General features: G+C 60.0%; 21 protein-coding genes. 13 read left to right on the top strand and 8 right to left on the bottom strand.

Translation table 11 applies throughout. From position 1 onward, the window contains the following. Positions 1-384: ABC transporter permease subunit (locus tag ACIOVB_RS22725; RefSeq protein ID WP_401271615.1), on the top strand; the 384-nt coding region annotated here is incomplete at its 5' end. A gap of 143 nt (positions 385-527) precedes the next feature. Here ACIOVB_RS22725 and ACIOVB_RS22720 read toward each other — a convergent pair. Beyond that, entirely contained in the window at positions 528-1,169 is a 642-nt protein-coding gene (locus ACIOVB_RS22720; RefSeq protein WP_401271612.1) for an HD domain-containing protein, read from the bottom strand. A 265-nt stretch (positions 1,170-1,434) separates the two neighbouring features. Between ACIOVB_RS22720 and ACIOVB_RS22715 the strand changes: the two genes are divergently transcribed. Beyond that, positions 1,435-2,400 (top strand): GlxA family transcriptional regulator, encoded by a 966-nt coding sequence (locus ACIOVB_RS22715; protein WP_401271609.1) that lies wholly within the window; start codon positions 1,435-1,437, stop codon positions 2,398-2,400. 114 nt (positions 2,401-2,514) lie between these two features. Here ACIOVB_RS22715 and ACIOVB_RS22710 read toward each other — a convergent pair whose 3' ends face one another. Further along, entirely contained in the window at positions 2,515-4,923 is a 2,409-nt protein-coding gene (locus tag ACIOVB_RS22710; RefSeq protein ID WP_401271606.1) for a penicillin acylase family protein, read from the bottom strand. A 103-nt stretch (positions 4,924-5,026) separates the two neighbouring features. Next, positions 5,027-5,605, bottom strand: a complete 579-nt coding sequence (locus ACIOVB_RS22705) for a DUF6436 domain-containing protein (protein ID WP_401271604.1) — start codon at positions 5,603-5,605, stop codon at positions 5,027-5,029. A 98-nt stretch (positions 5,606-5,703) separates the two neighbouring features. On the opposite strand from ACIOVB_RS22705, the gene ACIOVB_RS22700 reads away from it, so the two are divergent. Beyond that, complete coding sequence (locus tag ACIOVB_RS22700; RefSeq protein ID WP_401271603.1) at positions 5,704-6,651, top strand: alpha/beta hydrolase; 948 nt, start codon at positions 5,704-5,706, stop codon at positions 6,649-6,651. Positions 6,652-6,755: 104 nt separating this feature from the next. On the opposite strand, the gene ACIOVB_RS22695 is transcribed toward ACIOVB_RS22700, so the two are convergent. Then, positions 6,756-7,508: a DUF2059 domain-containing protein gene (locus tag ACIOVB_RS22695; protein WP_401271600.1), complete on the bottom strand. Its 753-nt coding sequence runs from the start codon at positions 7,506-7,508 to the stop codon at positions 6,756-6,758. Positions 7,509-7,616: 108 nt separating this feature from the next. Here ACIOVB_RS22695 and ACIOVB_RS22690 point away from each other — a divergent pair, with 108 nt between their 5' ends. Both ACIOVB_RS22690 and ACIOVB_RS22685 read left to right on the top strand, forming a co-directional pair. Then, positions 7,617-8,249 carry a 2OG-Fe(II) oxygenase gene (locus ACIOVB_RS22690; protein ID WP_187681039.1) on the top strand — a complete coding sequence of 211 codons (633 nt, stop codon included), beginning with the start codon at positions 7,617-7,619 and terminating at the stop codon, positions 8,247-8,249. Between the two features lie 2 nt (positions 8,250-8,251). Next, a complete protein-coding gene (locus tag ACIOVB_RS22685; protein WP_401271597.1) occupies positions 8,252-8,737 on the top strand; it encodes a DUF523 domain-containing protein in 486 nt (161 codons plus the stop codon). Positions 8,738-8,753: 16 nt separating this feature from the next. Here the strand turns inward: ACIOVB_RS22685 and ACIOVB_RS22680 are convergent, their stop codons facing one another. Then, entirely contained in the window at positions 8,754-9,323 is a 570-nt protein-coding gene (locus ACIOVB_RS22680; protein ID WP_401271594.1) for a transporter substrate-binding domain-containing protein, read from the bottom strand. Between the two features lie 134 nt (positions 9,324-9,457). Between ACIOVB_RS22680 and ACIOVB_RS22675 the strand changes: the two genes are divergently transcribed. Beyond that, positions 9,458-9,883, top strand: a complete 426-nt coding sequence (locus ACIOVB_RS22675) for a DUF4399 domain-containing protein (RefSeq protein WP_187681036.1) — start codon at positions 9,458-9,460, stop codon at positions 9,881-9,883. Positions 9,884-9,944: 61 nt separating this feature from the next. On the opposite strand, the gene serA is transcribed toward ACIOVB_RS22675, so the two are convergent. Continuing rightward, on the bottom strand, positions 9,945-11,174 hold the full coding sequence (gene serA, locus ACIOVB_RS22670; RefSeq protein ID WP_064116317.1) for a phosphoglycerate dehydrogenase: 1,230 nt from the start codon (positions 11,172-11,174) through the stop codon (positions 9,945-9,947). Positions 11,175-11,380: 206 nt separating this feature from the next. On the opposite strand from serA, the gene ACIOVB_RS22665 reads away from it, so the two are divergent. The 4 genes from ACIOVB_RS22665 (at position 11,381) to ACIOVB_RS22650 (ending at position 15,727) form a co-directional block, all read left to right on the top strand. Continuing rightward, positions 11,381-12,775: an FAD-binding oxidoreductase gene (locus ACIOVB_RS22665; protein ID WP_401271590.1), complete on the top strand. Its 1,395-nt coding sequence runs from the start codon at positions 11,381-11,383 to the stop codon at positions 12,773-12,775. Positions 12,776-12,816: 41 nt separating this feature from the next. Then, complete coding sequence (locus ACIOVB_RS22660) at positions 12,817-13,482, top strand: fumarylacetoacetate hydrolase family protein (protein ID WP_401271587.1); 666 nt, start codon at positions 12,817-12,819, stop codon at positions 13,480-13,482. A 286-nt stretch (positions 13,483-13,768) separates the two neighbouring features. Further along, positions 13,769-14,692, top strand: a complete 924-nt coding sequence (locus tag ACIOVB_RS22655; protein WP_401271584.1) for an SdiA-regulated domain-containing protein — start codon at positions 13,769-13,771, stop codon at positions 14,690-14,692. A gap of 117 nt (positions 14,693-14,809) precedes the next feature. Beyond that, positions 14,810-15,727: an SdiA-regulated domain-containing protein gene (locus tag ACIOVB_RS22650; protein ID WP_401271581.1), complete on the top strand. Its 918-nt coding sequence runs from the start codon at positions 14,810-14,812 to the stop codon at positions 15,725-15,727. A gap of 146 nt (positions 15,728-15,873) precedes the next feature. Here ACIOVB_RS22650 and rpiA read toward each other — a convergent pair whose 3' ends face one another. Further along, positions 15,874-16,548 carry a ribose-5-phosphate isomerase RpiA gene (gene rpiA / locus ACIOVB_RS22645; protein ID WP_401271578.1) on the bottom strand — a complete coding sequence of 225 codons (675 nt, stop codon included), beginning with the start codon at positions 16,546-16,548 and terminating at the stop codon, positions 15,874-15,876. Positions 16,549-16,856: 308 nt separating this feature from the next. Between rpiA and ilvA the strand changes: the two genes are divergently transcribed. Then, the gene (gene ilvA, locus ACIOVB_RS22640) at positions 16,857-18,371 is read left to right on the top strand and encodes a threonine ammonia-lyase, biosynthetic (protein WP_401271575.1); all 1,515 of its coding nucleotides are present in this window, start codon (positions 16,857-16,859) and stop codon (positions 18,369-18,371) included. 40 nt (positions 18,372-18,411) lie between these two features. Next, complete coding sequence (locus ACIOVB_RS22635; protein ID WP_401271572.1) at positions 18,412-18,825, top strand: DUF2269 family protein; 414 nt, start codon at positions 18,412-18,414, stop codon at positions 18,823-18,825. Positions 18,826-18,930: 105 nt separating this feature from the next. Here the strand turns inward: ACIOVB_RS22635 and ACIOVB_RS22630 are convergent, their stop codons facing one another. Beyond that, a complete protein-coding gene (locus ACIOVB_RS22630; RefSeq protein WP_401271569.1) occupies positions 18,931-19,587 on the bottom strand; it encodes an HAD family hydrolase in 657 nt (218 codons plus the stop codon). 143 nt (positions 19,588-19,730) lie between these two features. On the opposite strand from ACIOVB_RS22630, the gene ACIOVB_RS22625 reads away from it, so the two are divergent. Then, a partial coding sequence (locus ACIOVB_RS22625; protein ID WP_397504557.1) for an RNA pyrophosphohydrolase occupies positions 19,731-19,967 on the top strand: 237 nt, incomplete at its 3' end.

Genomic DNA, 19,967 nt, shown 5'->3' with positions numbered 1-19,967 from the left:
ATGGACCTGGGTGCGCGGCCGTGGAAGGTGTTCTTCCTGATCACCATCCCGATGATCGCGCCGTCGCTGGCGGCGGGCGGCATGATGTCGTTCGCACTGTCGCTGGACGACCTGGTACTGGCGAGCTTCGTCTCCGGCCCGGGTTCGACGACCTTGCCGATGGAAGTGTTCTCGGCGGTGCGCCTGGGCGTGAAGCCTGAGATCAACGCCGTGGCCAGCCTGATTCTGCTGGCGGTATCGATCGTGACGTTCCTGGTCTGGTTCTTCAGCCGCCGCGCCGAAGAAGCCCGCAAGAAAGCCATCCAGCAAGCCATCGAAGAAAGCGCTGCCGATTCGTGGAAACAGCCGGACGCGCGCCGCGCGCCTGCGCCGGAAGCAGCGTAAGCACTACCGGGTTGGCCTCGGTCTTGAGGCCAACCACAAATCGAAATGTGGGAGCGAGCCTGCTCGCGAAGACGGAGTATCAGTCGACTCAAATATTGACTGATACACCGCTTTCGCGAGCAGGCTCGCTCCCACCTTTCGTTTTATGCAGTCCAGGGTGATTTACGGATGACCTCGACAAAGTTCATCGGCTTGAACCCCGGCTCCTGATCCTTCAACACATCAGTCTTCACATTGCCGAACGTGGTCTGCGGACGATGGCGCAGCCCATCGGCAAAGGCGCAGATGATGCACTCCTTGAAACCTTCCCCCCGTGGATGCGCATGCACCACCGCTTCACGCTGCACGCTGCTGAACGCCGCGTAGTCCATGCCCAGCACATCCATTTCCACGCCTGCCGTCACCAGCGCCACGGTCGGGCGCAAATGCTTGGGCACGCCCGGCGTGGTGTGCAGGGCAATCGACAGCCAGACCTGTTCGATGTCGTCATCGCTCAACCCGTAAGGCTTGAGAAACGCCGCTGCGGCGTTGGCGCCGTCGACCTCGAAACGTTCGTCATCGCTGCGGTGACCTTCGACCAGACCAAGGTCATGAAACATCGCGCCGACGTACAACAGCTCCGGATCGTAGGCCAGTTGCTGACGCTCACCGCTCAATGCACCGAACAGAAACACCCGGCGCGAGTGGTGATAGAGCAGGTCGGATTCGATGTCGCGGATGTACTCGGTGGTGGCGCGGGCCAGGGCGCTGTCAGGGATTTTGATGCCGGCAATGGTGGTGCTCATGAGAGTTTCCTCTTGAAAAACGCCGGTGTGGCGCCGATGAGGAAAGTCTGTTCCCGCGCTGCAAAACGAACAATCGACCCATGGCTGCGATCCTTGCCAATCGACCTGCAAATCGTGCCAACTCACCAGTGGGAGAGATAGCAGCAGCCCCAGAACCTGCTGATTAGGCTTATCAGTTAAAACGCGATTACAGGATTTACGACTGCTGCGCAGCCGATCGGGGATAAATCCCCTCGCCACAGGTTCAGAGGAGTTTGCGAGAGAGATGAACAAAACCGTCGCCATTGTGGTGTTCCCGGGTGTGCAATCGCTGGACGTCAGCGGGCCCATGGATGTGTTTGCCGAGGCCAACCGTTTTCTTAAGCCAGAGGATCACTATCGCCTCGACGTGATCGGTGTCGAACACGGGCCGATGGCATGCTCCAACGGCCTGACCCTGAATGCTCATCGACATTTCAGCGCAGCGCTTGAGGCCTATGACTTGTTGTTGGTGGCTGGCGGGCCGACCTTGCCGTTCATGGAGTTCGGCAAGACCTTCGATGCCTGGCTGCGTGAAGCCTGTGCGCGGGCACGGCGTTTCGGGTCGATCTGCAACGGCGCGTTCATGTTGGCGCGGGCGGGATTGCTCGAGGGGCGCACGGTCACTACGCACTGGAACGATGCCGACGCCCTGGCGCAGTTGTGCCCATCGACGCAGGTGGAGGCGGATCGCTTGTATGTCGAGGACGGCGCGCTCTACACCTCGGCCGGGGTGACGGCGGGGATTGATCTGTCGCTTTACCTGCTGGCCCGCGATCACGGCGCGGAGGTCGCGCTGAGCGTGGCCAAGCGGCTGGTGGTGTTCACCCAGCGTTCGGGCGGGCAGTCGCAGTTCAGCCCGTTCCTGACGCCCCACGCGGAGCCGACGTCGGCGGTGGCAATGGTGCAGTTGTACGTGCTGGCCAATCTCACCGGGGATCTGACCATTGCCGATCTGGCGAATGCGGCGAACATGAGTGCGCGTAACTTCTCGCGAGTGTTTGCGCGGGAGGCGAAGGTCACGCCGGCGGAGTTCGTTGAGCGAGCGCGAGTGGATGCGGCGCGGGTGATGCTCGAAAGCACCACGGCGCCGCTGAAGACTGTGGCGTATCAGTGCGGATTTCGCGATGCGCAGCATATGCGCGGTGTGTTCAATCGAAGGTTGGGCGTGACGCCGCAGCAGTTTCGGTTGAATTTTGCGGTTATGGTTTGAGGCGTTTATTGATCTGAAGGGCCCCATCGCGAGCAGGCTCGCTCCCACAGGGAAATGCATTCCAAATGTGGGAGCGAGCCTGCTCGCGATAGGGCCAGTCGAGTCAGCACAAATCTATTGCGCAGCCCGCGCCGGCAAAAGCTTCAAGGTACTGCGCGTATTCGCCATCACCTCTTCCTCACTGAAATGCGCCTGTACATAAATCCCGTCGACATACGCCTCTGCCTGATCGTCATAGTGACTGTTGAACGGTACGCCACTCTGGCCCACCGGGTTGATCGTCAGGCTGTGCGCCGGGTCGGCGAAGTCCACCAGGCGCCGCGTCGAAGGCCCATAGGTCACCGGCCATGGCGCCGGGCCAATCTTCGCCGAGAGGTTGTTCGGCACTTCATGACTGCCCGGTGCAGCAAACGGGCCGACGTTGAAAATGCGATCCAGCGGCTTCTGCTGCCCCAGCGGATGACCATGGGTCAGCGTGTGCGCCGTGCCCCATTTCCAGGTGGAGGCATCCTCTCCGAGGGTCAGTTTCAGGTGCTTCATACTCGCCTGCCAAGCCGCGCGCACGGTGTCGGCACGGGTCTCTTTGGCTGGCGTGGCGCGGTTATCCCACCACGCTGAATCGGCGTTTGCCGCCAGTCGTGGCAGTGCCGAATCAATCACCCGCGTCGACAGCAGCGTCTCGAAAAAGTCATTGCCCAACTCGTCGCGCATTGCCGCATCGGCGAGGTCGTAGAGGAACTGGTTGAACACCGTCGCACTGACCGACTCCAGCGGATAGTCGCCTTGCCACTGCGCCAGTTGCTCGACCAGCTTCAGTTGCGCCGGATCGCTCACCACTTCACGCAGCACTGGCAACAGCGGCGCCAGCAGACGCGGGCCGTAACCGGTGGTGGTGCCCAGTTGCAGCTTCTGGTTGGCTTCGTTGTTCCACTTCACCGTCTTGTCGCTGAGCTGGCGGTTGAGCTGCTGGCCACGGTCGGCGAGGTTGTAGTAACCCGGAATTTCCATGCCGGTGGGCGAAACGGGTTGAAAGTTGGCCGAGACGATATAGCCGCGCGCCGGGTTCTCTTCCTGCGGGTTGGCGCTGAACGGGTAGAAGCCGTCCTTGTCCGCCTGATTCGTGCTGCCGTCGAGAATGAAACCCGGCTTCACCCCGGTCGGCCGCTTGGGCAGCAATGCCGAAGCCCACCAGGCGATATCGCCCTTAGCGTTGGCGTAGACAAGATTGAGCCCCGGCGCCTGCACTTTGGCCGCAGCGGCGCGGGCCTTGGCCAGGGTATCGGCGCGGTTGAGCTGGTAGAAGCCTTCGAGGATCGGGTTCGGTGTTTCGAGGAACGCCCACCACATGGCGATCGGTGTTTTGCCGGCAGCCGTGCCGAGGGCGTCGTTGACGATCGGGCCGTGAGGCGATTGACGCAGGGTGATCGTCACCGGCGCCTGGCCCTTCACATTGATCTGCTGCTCGGTCCTGACCATGTCGGTCCACTGGCCGCGATACCAGACCTGATTCGGGTTGTCCGGGTTGACCTTCTCGGCGATCAGATCCAGGTCGTCGTTCTGGAACATCGTCAGGCTCCAACCGAAATCCAGGTTATGCCCAAGGAACGCGAACGGTACCAGCGCCTGATGATGCCCGTAGAGTTCAAAGCCCGGCGCGGACAACTGCGCTTCGTACCACACCGACGGCACCGAGAAGCGAATGTGCGGATCGCCGGCCAGCAAGGGTTTGCCGCTCTGGCTGCGGTTGCCGGCAATCACCCAGGCATTGCTGCCTTCAAATTGCGGCAGGCCGTTGTCGATCAGCGCCTGCTCACTGAGGCGGGCGAGGGCGTTGAGGTCCTTCCAATCGCCGGCCGCGAGCGCTGGAACGGGGTTGCGGCCCTTGGCCAAAACGCCTTTGGGCTGCCAGTCGAGGTCGAAGACGTTGAGGTAATCGGCGCCAAGTTGATCGCGCACATAGGTCAGTAGCGGTTCGGTACGAAACGCCGCAGCGAAACTGTAAGCCATGTAGCCGGCGACACTGATGCTGTCTTCGGCGGTGAACGGCCGCTTGGGGATGCCCAGCACGTCGAACTCGACGGGCGCGGCGTGGGTGTCCTGATATTGGTTGATGCCATCCAGATAGGCTTGCAGGCCCTTCCACGCCGGGGATTGTTTATCGAGGCTGGCGACGTAACTGGCCGCGCGTTCACGGATGCGCAGGCTGCGGAACAGTTTGTCGGTGTCGAGCAGTTTCGGCCCGAGCACCTCGGCCAGTTCGCCGCGTGCAAGTCGGCGCATGGCTTCCATCTGGAACAGGCGATCCTGGGCATGCACATAGCCGAGGGCGCGATAGAGGTCGGTTTCGTTCTCTGCGCGGATGTGCGGCACGCCGCGCTCGTCATAGTGCACAGTCACCGAACCTTGCAGGTTGCGCAGTTCAATCTGGCCCTGACGCGTCGGTTGCTTGCTGTAGACGTACCAGCCCGTGCCAGCGAGTAGGACGACGATGAGCAGGGCGAGAACGGTGAACACGCGCTTCATGGTGACTCCTTGTGCAGGCGGGATTGCCGCCCCGTCGGGCTGCAAACAATTAGCACAGACCTTCTGTGCCGTGCATCGCTGTCCTCGAAAAGTCCGGAATGCCTTACTGCGGCTCCACCGGCCATGGGCAATAGCAGCCGACCGCCAAGGTGTGTGTGGCGTTGACCGGGCGATCATCCGTCAGCGCATTCAGGATCGGTTCGATAAAACTGTTGCTGGAGTTGCAGGTCAGGCCTTCGCTGTAGGGGCCGAAGTACGCCAGTTTGCCGTTGCGATCCCAGATCGCCACCGCCGGGCTGGCGGGGATCTGCTCGGAGCCGGGCAATACCGTGATGGTTTTCAGCGCGCTTAACGTGGTGGGCAACTGGCCGTGGCTACCGATTTTTTGCACGGCAAAAAACTCCACGCCTTTGGCGCTGAACTGCTCGACCATTTCGGTCAGGTGCTGTTGATTGCCGACATTGCAGGGGCATGCCGGGTCCCAGAAATGCACCAGACGGATATTGCCGGGGCCGGCGAGATCATCGGGCAGGCGCAGCGGGTCGCCGGAGAACACCGCGGTGTGTTCACTGAACGCCCGCAAATAGCGGCCCTGAAACCAGTCGTATGCCGCCCACAGCACCCCTGCACACACGAGCGCGAGCAGGCTGGCAAACAGTGCGGTGCGGTAGGGCGAGCGCATGGATTTGTGTCCTCAGAGGCCGGCTAGCTTGCCATGCTTGTCGCGACAGATGAATATCGCAGGCCGATAAAGTCTGTTCACCGTTCTGGAATTGCCCCATGCCTGCCATTTTCGATCCCGATCATTTACGCGCCAGCCTCAAGCCTTTGGCCGAGTGGCAGCCGTTGTCGGAGGAGGCCAAGGCCTATCAGCAGTTCTACAAAACCGACTTTTCCGAGCGCGATGTCTGGCGCGGCATGGGACGGTTTTCAGTGGACGGTTACGAACTGGTCAGCCATTGCTGGTGGCCGGAGAAGGTCAAGGGCACGCTGTTTCTGTTGCACGGTTTCTACGATCACACCGGGCTGTATCGACATGTGATCGAGTGGGCGCTGGATCAGGATTTTGCCGTGATCGCCTGTGATTTGCCGGGGCATGGTCTGTCCAGCGGCGAGCGGGCGAGTATTCGTGATTTCTCCGAATATCAGGACGCTCTGCAAGCCTTGTTCGCCGAGGCCCATTCGATTGCGCTGCCGCAGCCGTGGCACCTGTGCGGGCAAAGTACCGGCGGGGCGATCGTGGTCGATCATGTGCTCAATCATGGCGAGAACAGTCCGGCGCAGGGTCAGTTGATTCTGCTGTCGCCGCTGGTACGGCCGCGAGCGTGGGGCTGGTCGCAACTCAGTTATTACCTGCTGCGGCCGTTCGTGCGGGGCATTGCGCGGCGCTTCAGCGAGAACTCCAATGATCCGGATTTCCTGCCGTTTCTGCTGGCCGATCCGCTGCAGCCCAAGCGCCTGCCCACCGCATGGGTCGGCGCCTTGTCACGTTGGATCAACCGAGTGGAATACGCGAAGAAAAGCCCGCGGCGACCGCTGATCATTCAGGGGCAGGCGGACATGACCGTGGACTGGCAGCACAATCTGCAGGTGTTGAAGTGGAAGTTCGATCGGCCGCAGATCTTGCTGCTGCCCCAGGCGCGGCATCATCTGGCAAATGAGACGGCGGATATGCGCGAGGAGTATTTCGAGTTCTTGAGCAAGCGGATCAGGGGCCGGAATCTCTAGCGTCTGTCAGGGCCTCTTCGCGAGCAGGCTCGCTCCCACAGGGGCACGCGTTCCCAAATGTGGGAGCGAGCCTGCTCGCGAAGACGGCGGTCAGACAGCGCAGATCATTGGTTGAGGTTCGAAGTATTCTGCCCCACCGCCAACCCGGCCCGAATTGCCGCCAACGCGGCCTGATAGTAAGCCTTGCCCTCGGTCGACTCGGCAAACGTCGCAAACTCTTCCAGCTCTTCATCCGACAAGTCGCGATACACGTAGAGCAGCGTGTTGTTCATGTCCGCGCCGATCTGATCCATCAGGCGTTGGCGCTGACCGTTCAACATGCCTTGCGCTTGTCCACCACCGAGCAGTCCCGGAATCATCGAACTCAAACTGTCCGCCGCCACGCCGGCAATCGCCAGACTGACTTCTGCGCCGGCTTCACGGGCGGGCAGGGCTTGAGCCAGATGGCCGATGATCAGCAAGCGGCTGTCACTGGCCGGCATCTTCGGCAGGCCTTTGGCATTCTTTGCCAGTTGATCGCGGCGGGTCGCGAGCAATTCGGCGGCGACGATTTTCTTGCCCAGCGGCGACTGGAAAAAGGACAGGGCCGGCTTGGGATCGGCGAGGTTCTGCCGCAGTTGGGCTTCGGCGCGTTGATCCATGGCCTGTGGGGCGAAGCGCTGATTGCTGTTGTTGACCAGCGCTTGAAAGACGGCGGGTGGCAGGCTGTTTTGATAGCGCTGCTGCGCGGCACTCAAGGCGTCATTGAAATGCGCACGTTGATCTGGCCAGCCGGCGACCTTGTACAACTGATCGTAGCCGTCCGCCCAGGCGGGCAAAACGCAGAACATCAACAGTGAAAAAAGCAAACGGCGCATAGGGACTCCTGTCAGCAGCGCACTATTCTCCGTGCGGTGCCTGTACTTGTCGAGAATTCGTATCAAGCCGCCGCGTGGCTCTGTCGGATTTTTTGCCGCCGACATACTATGCGCGCCATGCAAATATCCTCTGAACACCCGCTGCTGTTACGTATCGTCGACGACTTGGCCGAGCACGGCTGGTCGCAGCAGAACATTTTCCTGCCCGCGGGTTTGACCCGCGAGCTGGCGGACGAGTGCCGTAAACGTGAGGCCGAGGGTGAACTGGCGCCGGCGGCGGTCGGCCGTGGGCCGTTTTCAGAGATTCGCGAGGGGATTCGCGGCGATCATATTCAGTGGATCGATCCCGGTCAGGCCGAGGCCAGCGACCGATACCTGAGCCTGATGGACAGTCTGCGCGAGTCGCTCAACCGGGGTTTGTTCCTCGGTCTTGAAGATTTCGAATGCCATTTCGCGCTGTATCCGCCGGGGGCTTTTTACCGCAAACACGTCGACCGCTTCCGTGACGACGACCGGCGCATGGTTTCGGTGGTGGTTTACCTCAACGAAGCGTGGTTGCCGGAGGATGGCGGTCAGTTGCGCATGTACCTGGGTGATGATCGCGTTCACGACGTGCAGCCTACCGGCGGCTGCCTCGTGGTGTTTCTTTCCGGTGAAGTCCCCCATGAAGTGCTGCCGGCCAATCGCGAGCGCTTGTCGCTGACGGGTTGGTTCCGTCGCCGTGGCAACGAGCCTTTCTGAACATGGAAAAGATTCTGGTCAGCCGCTGCCTGTTGGGCCACCGCGTGCGTTACGACGGCGGGGCCAGCGGGCCGTTTGATGTGCTGGAACAGTGGATTGCTGACGGTCGGGTGGTGCCGTTGTGTCCGGAGGTGGCCGGTGGTTTGCCGACGCCGCGTGCGGCGGCGGAGATTCCGGGCGGGCAGGGGGCTGAAGTGCTGGATGGCACGGCTGCGGTGATCACCACCGACGGCGAGGATGTCAGTGCGCAGTTTCTCGATGGGGCGCGGCAGGCGCTGGCGTTGGTGCAAAGGCACGGCATTCGCGTCGCGGTGCTCAAGGCCAACAGTCCTTCTTGCGGGAATCTGCTGACCTATGACGGGACGTTCAGTGGGGTCAAAGTCAGTGGCGAAGGCGTGACGGCTGCACTGCTCAAGCGCCACGGCGTGCAAGTCTTCAGCGAGCTTGAATTGCCGCAAGCCGCACAGGCCTTGATCCAGCTCGATTAAAACCCAGGTTTCATTGCTACTTGGGTTCGGTGAACCACTTCTCGGACAACGCCGCCAACCGCCCATCCGCCTTGATCCGCTGCAACGCACCTTCAAGGCTGGCGCGAAACGCCGGATTACCCTTCTGAAACGGAATCGCCAAATCCACTGGCGCACCCACTGCTGGCTTCTCCTCAGTCAACGATTGCACCAATACCATCGGCCGCGGCTGCTCATCTTTCTTCGCCAGCAACTGCGAATCGATCTGGCTGTAAGGCTCGCTGAAGTCGAAACGATCCTTGAGTTCGGCTGTCAGTGCTATGTGGTTGAGCGCGACGTCGTACTTGCCGCTTTCAACGCCCTGGAGTAGATCGCCCTCGTCGGTGACGATGAAGTCGGCGCGAACATCCAGCTCCTTGGCCAGCAGTTGCCCAAGCTCGACCTCGAACCCCGTGAGTGTGTCGCCGTCCTTGTAATTAAAGGGCGGTGTATTAGCCTCAAGAGCAATACGCAACTCGCCACGGTCGTTGACGTCATCAATCAGTTCGGCGTGAGCCAGCGGGCTCAGAAGGGGTAGCAGGCAGATCAGGCCAGGCAGAAAACGCATGGTCACTCCTTTGAAATCATTATCGCGGCCAGATTTTCTGGCTCGCTTTGCTATGGTTGTCGAGTGCCTTCGACAACGAATGGTCATGAAGTTGTCATGACCACGCGGATTTTACGGAAAAACTGGAGAAGAAAATGAAAAGCTTTATGTCACGTGCAGCGTTGGCAGGTGTGCTGATGGGCGTTTCGGTGCTGGCCAGTGCGGCCACCCCGGCTCCAAAGGGTGCCGAAGTGTTCATCGTTTCTCCCGAAGACGGGGCGACTGTATCGCAAACCTTTACCGTCAAATTTGGCGTCAAGGACGTCTCGCTGGCACCGGCGGGCGATGTCACCAAACACTCCGGTCACCATCATCTTTTGATTGATGTCGACAAGTTGCCGGCGGCCGGTGCGCCGATTCCCAACGATGCCAACCATATGCACTTCGGCAAGGCGCAGACTCAGGCCGACATCAAGCTGGCCCCGGGCAAACACACCTTGCAACTTGAACTGGGTGACAGCGGCCACATGCCGTTCGATCCACCCATCGTGTCGAAGAAGATCACCGTCAACGTCGAATAACTTTGCGGCGAGCATGAAAAAGGGAGCCCGAGGGCTCCCTTTTTTGTCGCTCAGCGTTCGATCAGAACAACACGCGGCTGCGGATGGTGCCGTTGATGTGCTGCAGCTTCTCTTGCGCCAGATCCGAATACTCGGCGTCGACGTCGATCACCACGTAACCAACCTTCTCGTTGGTCTGCAGGAACTGACCGGAGATGTTGATGCCGTTTTCGGCGAAGACCTTGTTGATCTCGCTCATCACACCCGGGATGTTCTCGTGGATGTGCAGCAGGCGGTGCTTGCCAGGGTGAGCCGGCAGGGCCACTTCCGGGAAGTTCACCGACGAAACGGAAGTACCGTTGTCGCTGTACTTGACCAGTTTTTCCGCTACTTCCAGACCGATGTTGGCTTGCGCTTCAGCGGTCGAACCACCGATGTGCGGGGTCAGGATCACGTTGTCGAGGCCACGCAGCGGGCTTTCGAACTCTTCGTCGTTGGAGCGAGGCTCCACCGGGAACACGTCGATGGCCGCGCCGATCAGGTGCTTGTCCTTGATCGCGTCCGCCAGGGCGTCCAGCTCGACCACGGTGCCGCGTGCAGCGTTGATCAGGATGCCGCCCTTCTTGATGGCGCGGATTTCCTTCTCGCCGATCATCCACTGGGTCGCAGCGGTTTCCGGAACGTGCAGGGTGACGATGTCGGACATGCCCAACAGTTCGTGCAGATTGCCGACCTGAGTGGCGTTGCCCAGCGGCAGCTTGGTCACGGTGTCATAGAAGAACACCTGCATGCCCAGCCCTTCAGCCAGAACCGACAACTGAGTACCGATCGAGCCGTAGCCGACGATGCCGAGTTTTTTACCGCGGATCTCGAAGGAGTTGGCTGCGGACTTGATCCAGCCGCCACGGTGGCAGGAAGCGTTTTTCTCCGGAATGCCGCGCAGCAGCAGGATCGCTTCGGCCAGCACCAGCTCGGCTACGGAGCGAGTGTTGGAGTACGGCGCGTTGAACACGGCAATGCCGCGCTCGCGGGCTGCACTGAGGTCAACCTGGTTGGTGCCGATGCAGAAACAGCCTACAGCGACAAGCTTCTTCGCGTGATCGAAGATCTCTTCGGTCAGTTGGGTGCGAGAACGAATGCCGATGAAGTGAGCGTCAGCGATCTTTTCCTTGAGCTGGGCTTCCGGCAGAGAACCTGTGAGGTACTCGATGCTGGTGTAGCCCGCCGCCTTGAGGACGTCGACAGCCGATTGGTGGACGCCTTCGAGAAGAAGGAACTTGATCTTGCTCTTATCGAGAGAAGTCTTGCTCATCTGCGTAAACCTGTATCCCGGAGAAAAATGGCAGGGAGGGGAGCAGCTTGGAGCTGACCCGAACGGCAGGAAAGCCGTCGCCGCAGAACTGGCCTTGGGCACTGTTCTGCGGGGTCGGTATGCTAGCATAGCCACCCCGCTAAACACTCATTCCTGCGACGTGAAGCGTTCTCAGGATGACCATGAATTGTTCGAGAGTTCTGTCGATGACCAATCCTGCCCTGATTGATGAACTGAAGACCCTGGTCGAGCCTGGCAAGGTCCTGACCGACGCCGACTCCCTGAACACGTATGGCAAGGATTGGACCAAGCACTTCGCCCCGGCGCCCAGCGCCATCGTGTTCCCCAAGACCATCGAACAAGTACAGGCCGTTGTACGCTGGGCCAATACCCACAAAGTCGCGCTGGTCCCATCGGGCGGGCGTACCGGGCTTTCCGCCGCTGCGGTGGCAGCCAATGGCGAAGTGGTTGTGTCGTTCGACTACATGAACCAGATTCTCGACGTGAACCTCACTGATCGCACCGCCGTTTGTCAGCCGGGCGTGGTCACCGAGCATTTGCAGAACGTCGCCGAAGAAAAGGGCCTGTACTACCCGGTGGATTTCGCTTCTGCCGGATCGAGCCAGATTGGCGGCAATATCGGCACCAATGCCGGCGGGATCAAGGTGATTCGCTACGGCATGACCCGCAACTGGGTCGCTGGCATGAAAGTCGTCACCGGCAAGGGCGACGTGCTGGAGCTGAACAAAGACCTGATCAAGAACGCCACCGGTTACGACCTGCGGCAACTGTTCATCGGCGCAGAAGGCACCCTCGGTTTCGTCGTCGAAGCGACCATGCGTCTGGATCGCGCGCCGAAAAACCTCACCGCGATGGTCCTCGGCACCGCCGATTTCGACTCGATCATGCCGGTGTTGCATGCCTTCCAGGGCAAGCTCGACCTGACCGCTTTCGAATTCTTCTCCGATAAAGCCCTGTCCAAAGTGCTGGGCCGCGGTGATGTGCCGGCACCGTTCGAGACCGACTGCCCGTTCTACGCACTGCTGGAATTTGAAGCGACCACTGAAGAAGTGGCCAACAGCGCGCTGGAAACCTTCGAACACTGCGTCGAGCAGGGCTGGGTACTGGACGGCGTGATGAGCCAGAGCGAAACCCAGTTGCAGAACCTGTGGAAGTTGCGCGAGTACATCTCCGAAACCATCTCGCACTGGACGCCGTACAAGAACGACATCTCGGTCACGGTTTCGAAAGTGCCAGCGTTCTTGAAGGAAATCGACGCGATCGTCGGCGAACACTACCCGGACTTCGAAATCGTCTGGTTCGGCCACATCGGCGACGGCAACCTGCACCTGAACATCCTCAAGCCGGAAAACCTGAGCAAGGACGAGTTCTTCGCCAAGTGCGCCACCGTCAACAAGTGGGTGTTCGAAACCGTCGAGAAGTACAACGGTTCGATTTCCGCCGAGCACGGCGTGGGCATGACCAAGCGCGATTACTTGACCTACAGCCGTTCGCCGGTTGAGATCGAATACATGAAAGCGGTCAAAGCGGTGTTCGACCCGAACGGCATCATGAACCCGGGCAAGATCTTCGCGGTTTGATCTGTAACTCTTGAAGAATCAATGAAGGCAGGAGTCGGTAAATGAGCTATCAGCACCAGTACGTCGACGGCACGCGCATTCACTTCCCGATCGGGAAAGTGGTGTGCATCGGCCGTAATTACGCCGAACACGCCAAGGAACTGGACAACCCGGTGCCTACCGAGCCGCTGCTGTTCATCAAGCCGGGCAGTTGCGTGGTGCCGCTCGAAGGCGGTTTCAGCATTCCGACCGAGCGCGGTTCGGTGCACTACGAAGCGGAAATTGCCGTGTTGATCGGCAAGCCGTTGTCGACCAAGCCGAGCCGTGAAGAAGTGCTGGACGCGATCTCCGGTTTCGCCCCGGCGCTGGACCTGACCTTGCGGGACAAGCAGGCCGAGCTCAAATCCAAGGGCCTGCCTTGGGAAATCGCCAAGTCGTTCGACGGCGCGGCAGTGCTAGCGCCTTTCGTGGTCGGCAGCACCTTCGCGGATCTGACCGACATCGGCATTCGCTTGACCATCAACGGCGAAGTCCGCCAGGACGGCAACAGCAGCGCGATGCTCAACCCGATCGTGCCGATGATCCAGCACATGGCCGGCTGTTTCTCGTTGCAGGCCGGTGACGTGATTCTCACCGGTACGCCAGTGGGCGTTGGCCCGCTGAACGTCGGCGACGACCTCGTGCTGGAACTGGTTGGCGCCAGCAGCTTCAGCAGCAGCGTGCGCTGATTCAACGCATACCCCTGATGAAATGAGCTTTTGTGATGAGGGGATTTACCCCGATGGACTGCGCAGCAGTCCCCAGTTTGTTGGGGCCGCTTTGCAGCCCATCGGGGATGAATCCCCTCGCCACAAGAGCCCCATTTGTTTTGTGTCGCGCCACGCAACGCACACGACAATCGCGCCATTTGCCGTTTTTTTCACATCCCGTCCGGATAATTTCCGCAATTCTGGCGTCTTAGCCGGCCTCTTTGTGCTATTACCCATAGCCTGAATTTTCGGAACGCGTCCCTCGATGTCATCTCAAACTCAGCTCAAATCCCCTCGCCGCTCACGTTTTGCCCTGCGCTGGTATGCCTGGCTGCTGTTGGCGATTGCTGCGGCGTATGGGTTGGCGTTCGCCATGCATTGGGATGACCGGGGTGTGCTGTGGGTGCTGGAGCGCTTCGAAAGCACGGCAGAACAAAAGGAAAGCATCTGGCTGCCGGACTACCGGGCGGTGATCGATGCCAAGCCGCTGGCAGGCATGGAGAAGGACGAAGCTTCGGACCTTGCTTACAACCCGCAAACCAAAACCCTGTTCTCGGTGATGGGCAAAAACCCGTTCCTCGCCGAGCTGACTCTGCAAGGCGACGTGCTGCGCAAGATGCCATTGGTGGGCTGGAGCAATCCGGAAGGCCTGACCGTCATGGAAAACGGCCTGATGGCGATCGTCGACGAGCGTCAGCACAAGCTGTCGATTGTCAAAGTCGATGCTGACACCCGTGAGCTCAACATCGCCAATTTCCCCAAATACGACCTCGGCCCGTCGAAAGACCAGAACAAGGCTTTCGAAGCCATCACCTGGGACTCGCGCAATCAGCAACTGTGGCTGGGCGAGGAGCGACCGCCGGCGCTGTTCACCTGGAAGAGTGATGGTAGCCAGACCCTGAAGGGCGACAAGCAGAAGCTGGCCAGTGATGAACTGGATATCCGCAATCTGTCTGCTCTGGCGATTGATCCGCGCACCGGCCATATGCTGGTACTCTCCGCCGATTCGCACCTGCTGCTGGAGCTGGACGAGAAGGGCGAGCAAGTCAGCTTCATGACTTTGCTTGGCGGTTTCAACGGCTTGAAATCGACCATCCCCCGCGCTGAAGGCGTGACCATGGATGAGTCTGGCACGCTGTATATAGTCAGTGAGCCGAACCTGTTCTATCGCTTCGAAAAACAGAAGTAACTTTCCCTACGGCAATTGCAGAATTGTGCAGTTGTCGTCGCAGGCAAGTGGCCATTAAGCTTCAGTTCAGACGGGCGTGATATTTCATCCGCCTGTTTTGATTCCGAGCCCGCCCGAATGCGTCGACTTGCCCGTCCCAAGCCTCTGGTTATCCTCCTGTCGGTGATTGCCCTGATCGCGTTGATTGCGATCGGCCAATACATGCGCCTGTTCGAGCGCGCCTGGTTCAATCTGCACTTGCTCTGGCAGCCGCTGAGCAGCGAAGCGATCGATCTGGATCAATATCGTGTGGACATCGAAGCGCGCGTCATTGATGGACTGGACGACGATGTGTCGGCGCTGACCTACGATCCGGTGCGCAAAAGTCTGTTCACCGTGACCAACAAGAATTCCGAACTGGTCGAGCTGTCGCTGGAGGGCAAGATCCTGCGCCGCATCTCACTGATCGGCTTTGGCGACCCTGAAGCCGTGGAATTCATCAGCGCCGATACTTACGTGATCACCGATGAGCGCCAGCAGCGGCTGATCAAGATCCACCTGGAAACAGACACCACGTACCTCGATGCCGCCGACGCCGAGCAGATGACACTCGGCGTGCACATGAGCAGCAACAAAGGCTTCGAAGGGCTGGCTTATGACTCGGTGGGCAAGCGCCTGTTTGTTGCGAAAGAGCGCGATCCGATGCTGATCTACGAAGTGCACGGTTTTCCGCACTTCAACCCGGAAAAGTCCTACGCGGTGCATGTGATCAACAACCCCAAGCGTGATGCCGGGATGTTCGTGCGTGACCTGTCGAGCCTGCAATACGACGAGCGCAGCGGACATTTGCTGGCGCTGTCGGACGAGTCGCGGCTGATTCTGGAGCTGGATGTGGACGGGCGCCCGTTGAGCACCATGTCCCTGAACAAGGGCCGGCAGGGTTTGCAGAAAACGGTGCCGCAGGCGGAAGGCATTGCGATGGATGACGACGGGACGTTGTATCTGGTGAGTGAGCCGAATCTGTTTTACGTGTTCAAAAAACCGGTATCAAACTAATCAACACTCCAAAACAAATGTAGGAGTGAGCCTGCTCGCGATAGCGGTGTACCAGTCGACATTGATATCAACTGACCGATTGCTATCGCGAGCAGGCTCACTCCCACAGGTTTTGCATCTGCCCACAAGAGTGTGGGCAGCCTGGCTTACTCAGCCTTCAGCGTCTTCACACCTTCACTGGTACCCAACAACAGCAAATCCGCCGGGCGCGCCGCGAACAGACCATTGGTGACGACACCGACAATCGCATTGATCTGCGCTTCCAGCTCCACCGGGTTGGTGATCTGCATATTGAACACGTCGAGGATGATGTTGCCGTTGTCGGTCAGCACGCCTTCGCGGTACACCGGGTCACCGCCCAGTTTCACCAGTTCGCGAGCGACGTGGCTGCGAGCCATCGGGATCACTTCGACCGGCAGCGGGAACTCGCCCAGCACCGGCACCAGTTTGCTGGCATCGGCGATGCAGATGAACGTCTTGGCCACGGCCGCGACGATCTTCTCGCGGGTCAGGGCCGCGCCGCCGCCCTTGATCAGGTTCAGATGCGCGTCGCTTTCATCGGCGCCGTCGACGTAGAACTCCAGGTCGCTGACGGTATTCAGCTCATACACCGGAATCCCGTGGCCCTTCAGGCGTGCGGCGGTGGCTTCGGAGCTGGCGACTGCGCCATCGAACGCACCCTTGTGCTTAGCCAGTGCATCGATGAAGCAGTTGGCGGTGGAGCCGGTACCGACCCCGACGATACTCTTGTCGTCGAGTTTCGGAAGGATGAAGTCGACGGCGGCCTGAGCCACTGCCTGTTTGAGTTGATCCTGGGTCATGCGGGCTCCGGAAGCGGGCAAGGTAAGAACGGAAAGGCCGGCATTATAGCCCCATGCCTGGTTAAAACCTCCTGTGGTGAGGGGATTTATCCCCGATGGAGTGCGAAGCGCTCCCCCGGCATTCTTTCAGAAATAACTTGGTCTCAGTTTTGCGACGGCTGCGCCGCCGGTCGGGGATAAATCCCCTCACCACAAAGGTTCTCCATCACCAGTGTCCGGGTTATGACCACACTGTTTAGTGTGGTCGCACGGGCAAAAGCCGGGTTAGACTCCATGGCCCTGCCCAACCCGCTCAGTGATGCTTTCCGATGCTCGAACAGTACGTCAAAAAGATCCTCACCTCGCGCGTTTATGACGTTGCCGTAGAAACCCCGCTGCAGAACGCTCGCCAGCTCTCCGAGCGGCTGGGCAATGACATCTGGCTCAAGCGCGAAGACTTGCAGCCGGTGTTCTCGTTCAAGATTCGCGGCGCCTACAACAAGTTGACCCAGCTGACCGAAGAAGAGCGCGCCCGTGGCGTGGTCACCGCGTCGGCGGGCAACCATGCGCAGGGTCTGGCCCTGGCGGCGAAAGTGCTGGGCGTCAAAGCGACTATCGTGATGCCCAAGACCACCCCGGAGATCAAGGTCGAAGGCGTGCGTTCGCGCGGCGGCAAAGTGGTGCTGCACGGCGATTCGTTCCCGGAAGCGCTGGCCTACTCGCTGAAACTGGTCGACGAAAAAGGCTACGTCTACATCCACCCCTACGACGATCCGCACACCATTGCCGGGCAGGGCACCGTGGCAATGGAGATTCTGCGCCAGCACCCGCAGCCGCTGGACGCGATTTTCGTTCCGGTTGGTGGTGGCGGTCTGATCGCCGGCATCGCGGCGTATGTGAAATACCTGCGCCCGGACATCAAAGTCATCGGCGTCGAGCCCGACGACTCCAACTGCCTGCAAGCGGCGATGGCTGCTGGTGAGCGCGTGGTGCTGCCGACCGTGGGCATCTTCGCCGACGGCGTCGCCGTGGCACAGATCGGTCAGCACACCTTCGACATCTGCAAAGACTATGTCGATGAAGTGATCACCGTCAGCACCGACGAGATCTGCGCGGCAATCAAGGACATTTACGACGATACCCGCTCGATCACCGAGCCTTCCGGCGCCCTGGGCGTGGCCGGGATCAAAAAGTACGTCGAACTGCGCGGCGTCAGCGGTCAGACCTTCGTCGCCATCGATTCTGGGGCCAACGTCAATTTCGACCGTTTGCGTCACGTTGCCGAACGCGCCGAGCTGGGCGAGGGCCGCGAAGCGATCATCGCCGTGACCATCCCCGAGAAGGCCGGCAGCTTCAAGGCGTTCTGCGAGGCCATCGGCAAACGCCAGATCACCGAATTCAACTACCGCTACAACACCGGCAGCGAAGCGCACATTTTCGTTGGCGTGCAGACCCACCCGGAAAACGACCCACGCAGCGCATTGCTGGCGAGTTTGACCGAGCAAGGCTTCCCGGTGCTCGACCTGACCGACAACGAACTGGCCAAGCTGCATATTCGCCACATGGTCGGCGGCCACGCGGCGCATGTGATCGATGAAGTGGTGTTCCGCTTCGAGTTTCCGGAGCGTCCGGGTGCGCTGTTCAACTTCCTCAACAAGCTCGGCGGGCGCTGGAACATCTCGATGTTCCACTACCGCAACCACGGTGCGGCGGATGGCCGGGTGGTCGCAGGCCTGCAAGTACCCCATGACGAACGTCATCTGGTGCCGGCGGCGCTTGAGGAAATCGGCTACCCATACTGGGATGAAAGCGAGAACCCGGCCTATCAGCTGTTTCTTGGCTGAACGGCTACGCTGATGGGCATGACCCAAGGAAGAGAAACACATGGAAACCCTGACCACCCTGAAAGTCCTTCACGTCGCGGCTACCGTGTTGATCCTGGTGAGCGGGCTGGGGCTCGCCGCGCTGTCCTGGCGTAATCGCAGCGAAGGGCCGGCGAGCACGATGCAGCGTCCGTGGTTGTTCGTCTGGTGTTTGATGTTGCTCGGCATGTTCAGCATGCCGTTCACCGGCTGGTGGTTGGTACACCTGGTGGGCTGGCCGTTAGGGCAGTTGTGGATTCTGGGTTCCAGCGTGATCTATGCCGTGGCCACGTTCAGTGCGGTCTGGCTGCTTGTTCGGCTGAATCGGCTGTGGACAACAGGGGTTGGCAACCGGACATTCAATCTGGCGCTGGCGATTGTCAGCGGCGTCGGGTTTCTCGCCATTGCGGGGTTGATGGGGGCCAAGCCTGTCTAGGGCTTGAGACCGAGTCGGCCCTATTCGCGAGCAGGCTCGCTCCCACAGGGGATTTGTGAATGACACAGATCCAATGTGGGAGCGAGCCTGCTCGCGATAGCGATTTCAGTCGCGCAGAGTAATCACCGGCCAGCCACGCTTCTCGGCCTCGGCACGCAGATTCGGATCCGGGTCCACCGCCACCGGGTTCGCCACCTGCTCCAGCAACGGCAAATCATTCATCGAATCGCTGTAGAAATAGCTGTCATCCAGCGAATAACCAGTCTCTGCCAGCCAACGATTCAGGCGCGTCACCTTGCCTTCGCGGAAGCACGGAATGTCGGTGCTGCGTCCGGTGTAACGACCGTCGATCATCTCGCACTCGGTGGCGATCAGGGTTTCAACGCCCAGACGCACGGCAATCGGCGCGGTAACGAAGCGGTTGGTCGCGGTGATGATCACCAGTTTGTCGCCGGCATCGCGGTGCTTTTTCAGCAGTTCCAGCGCCTTGGGCAGCACGATGGGCTCGATGCAATCGCGCATGTAGTCGCTGTGCCATTGATTGAGCACAGCCATTTCGGTGCGGCCGAGGATCTCCAGGCAGAAGTTCAGGTAAGCAGCGTTATCCAGCTTTCCGGCCAGGTAATCCTGATAGAACTCGTCGTTGCGCGCCTTGTATGCGATCGGGTCGAGGAAGCCGCGTTCGCACAGATAGTCGCCCCAAGCGTGATCGCTGTCGCCGCCCAGAAGGGTGTTGTCCAAATCGAAGAGTGCCAGGCGCATTGCAGTTACCCGCTGATAAGTCAGTAAAAAGGCGACAAGAATACGGTCTTTTCACAAGAGTGCACATAAGGTAGGAACCTTCGTTGCCGCCTTATCAAGCTTTGTGGAACAATGCGGCGACATGCGTTTGCGAGGTTGTTGCCGTGATCGACCCCGATGGTTTCCGTCCCAATGTCGGGATCATTCTGACGAATGACGCCGGCCAGGTGCTATGGGCTCGCCGTATCAATCAAGATGCCTGGCAGTTTCCGCAGGGGGGAATCAACCCCGAAGAGACGCCGGAAGACGCCTTGTACCGCGAGCTGAACGAAGAAGTTGGCCTGGAACGTGAAGATGTTGAAATACTCGCCTGTACTCGGGGCTGGTTGCGCTATCGTTTG

Source organism: Pseudomonas sp. NPDC087639, from assembly GCF_044743385.1.
Taxonomy (GTDB): Bacteria; Pseudomonadota; Gammaproteobacteria; order Pseudomonadales; family Pseudomonadaceae; genus Aquipseudomonas.
This window is presented reverse-complemented; position numbering and strand designations above follow the sequence as displayed.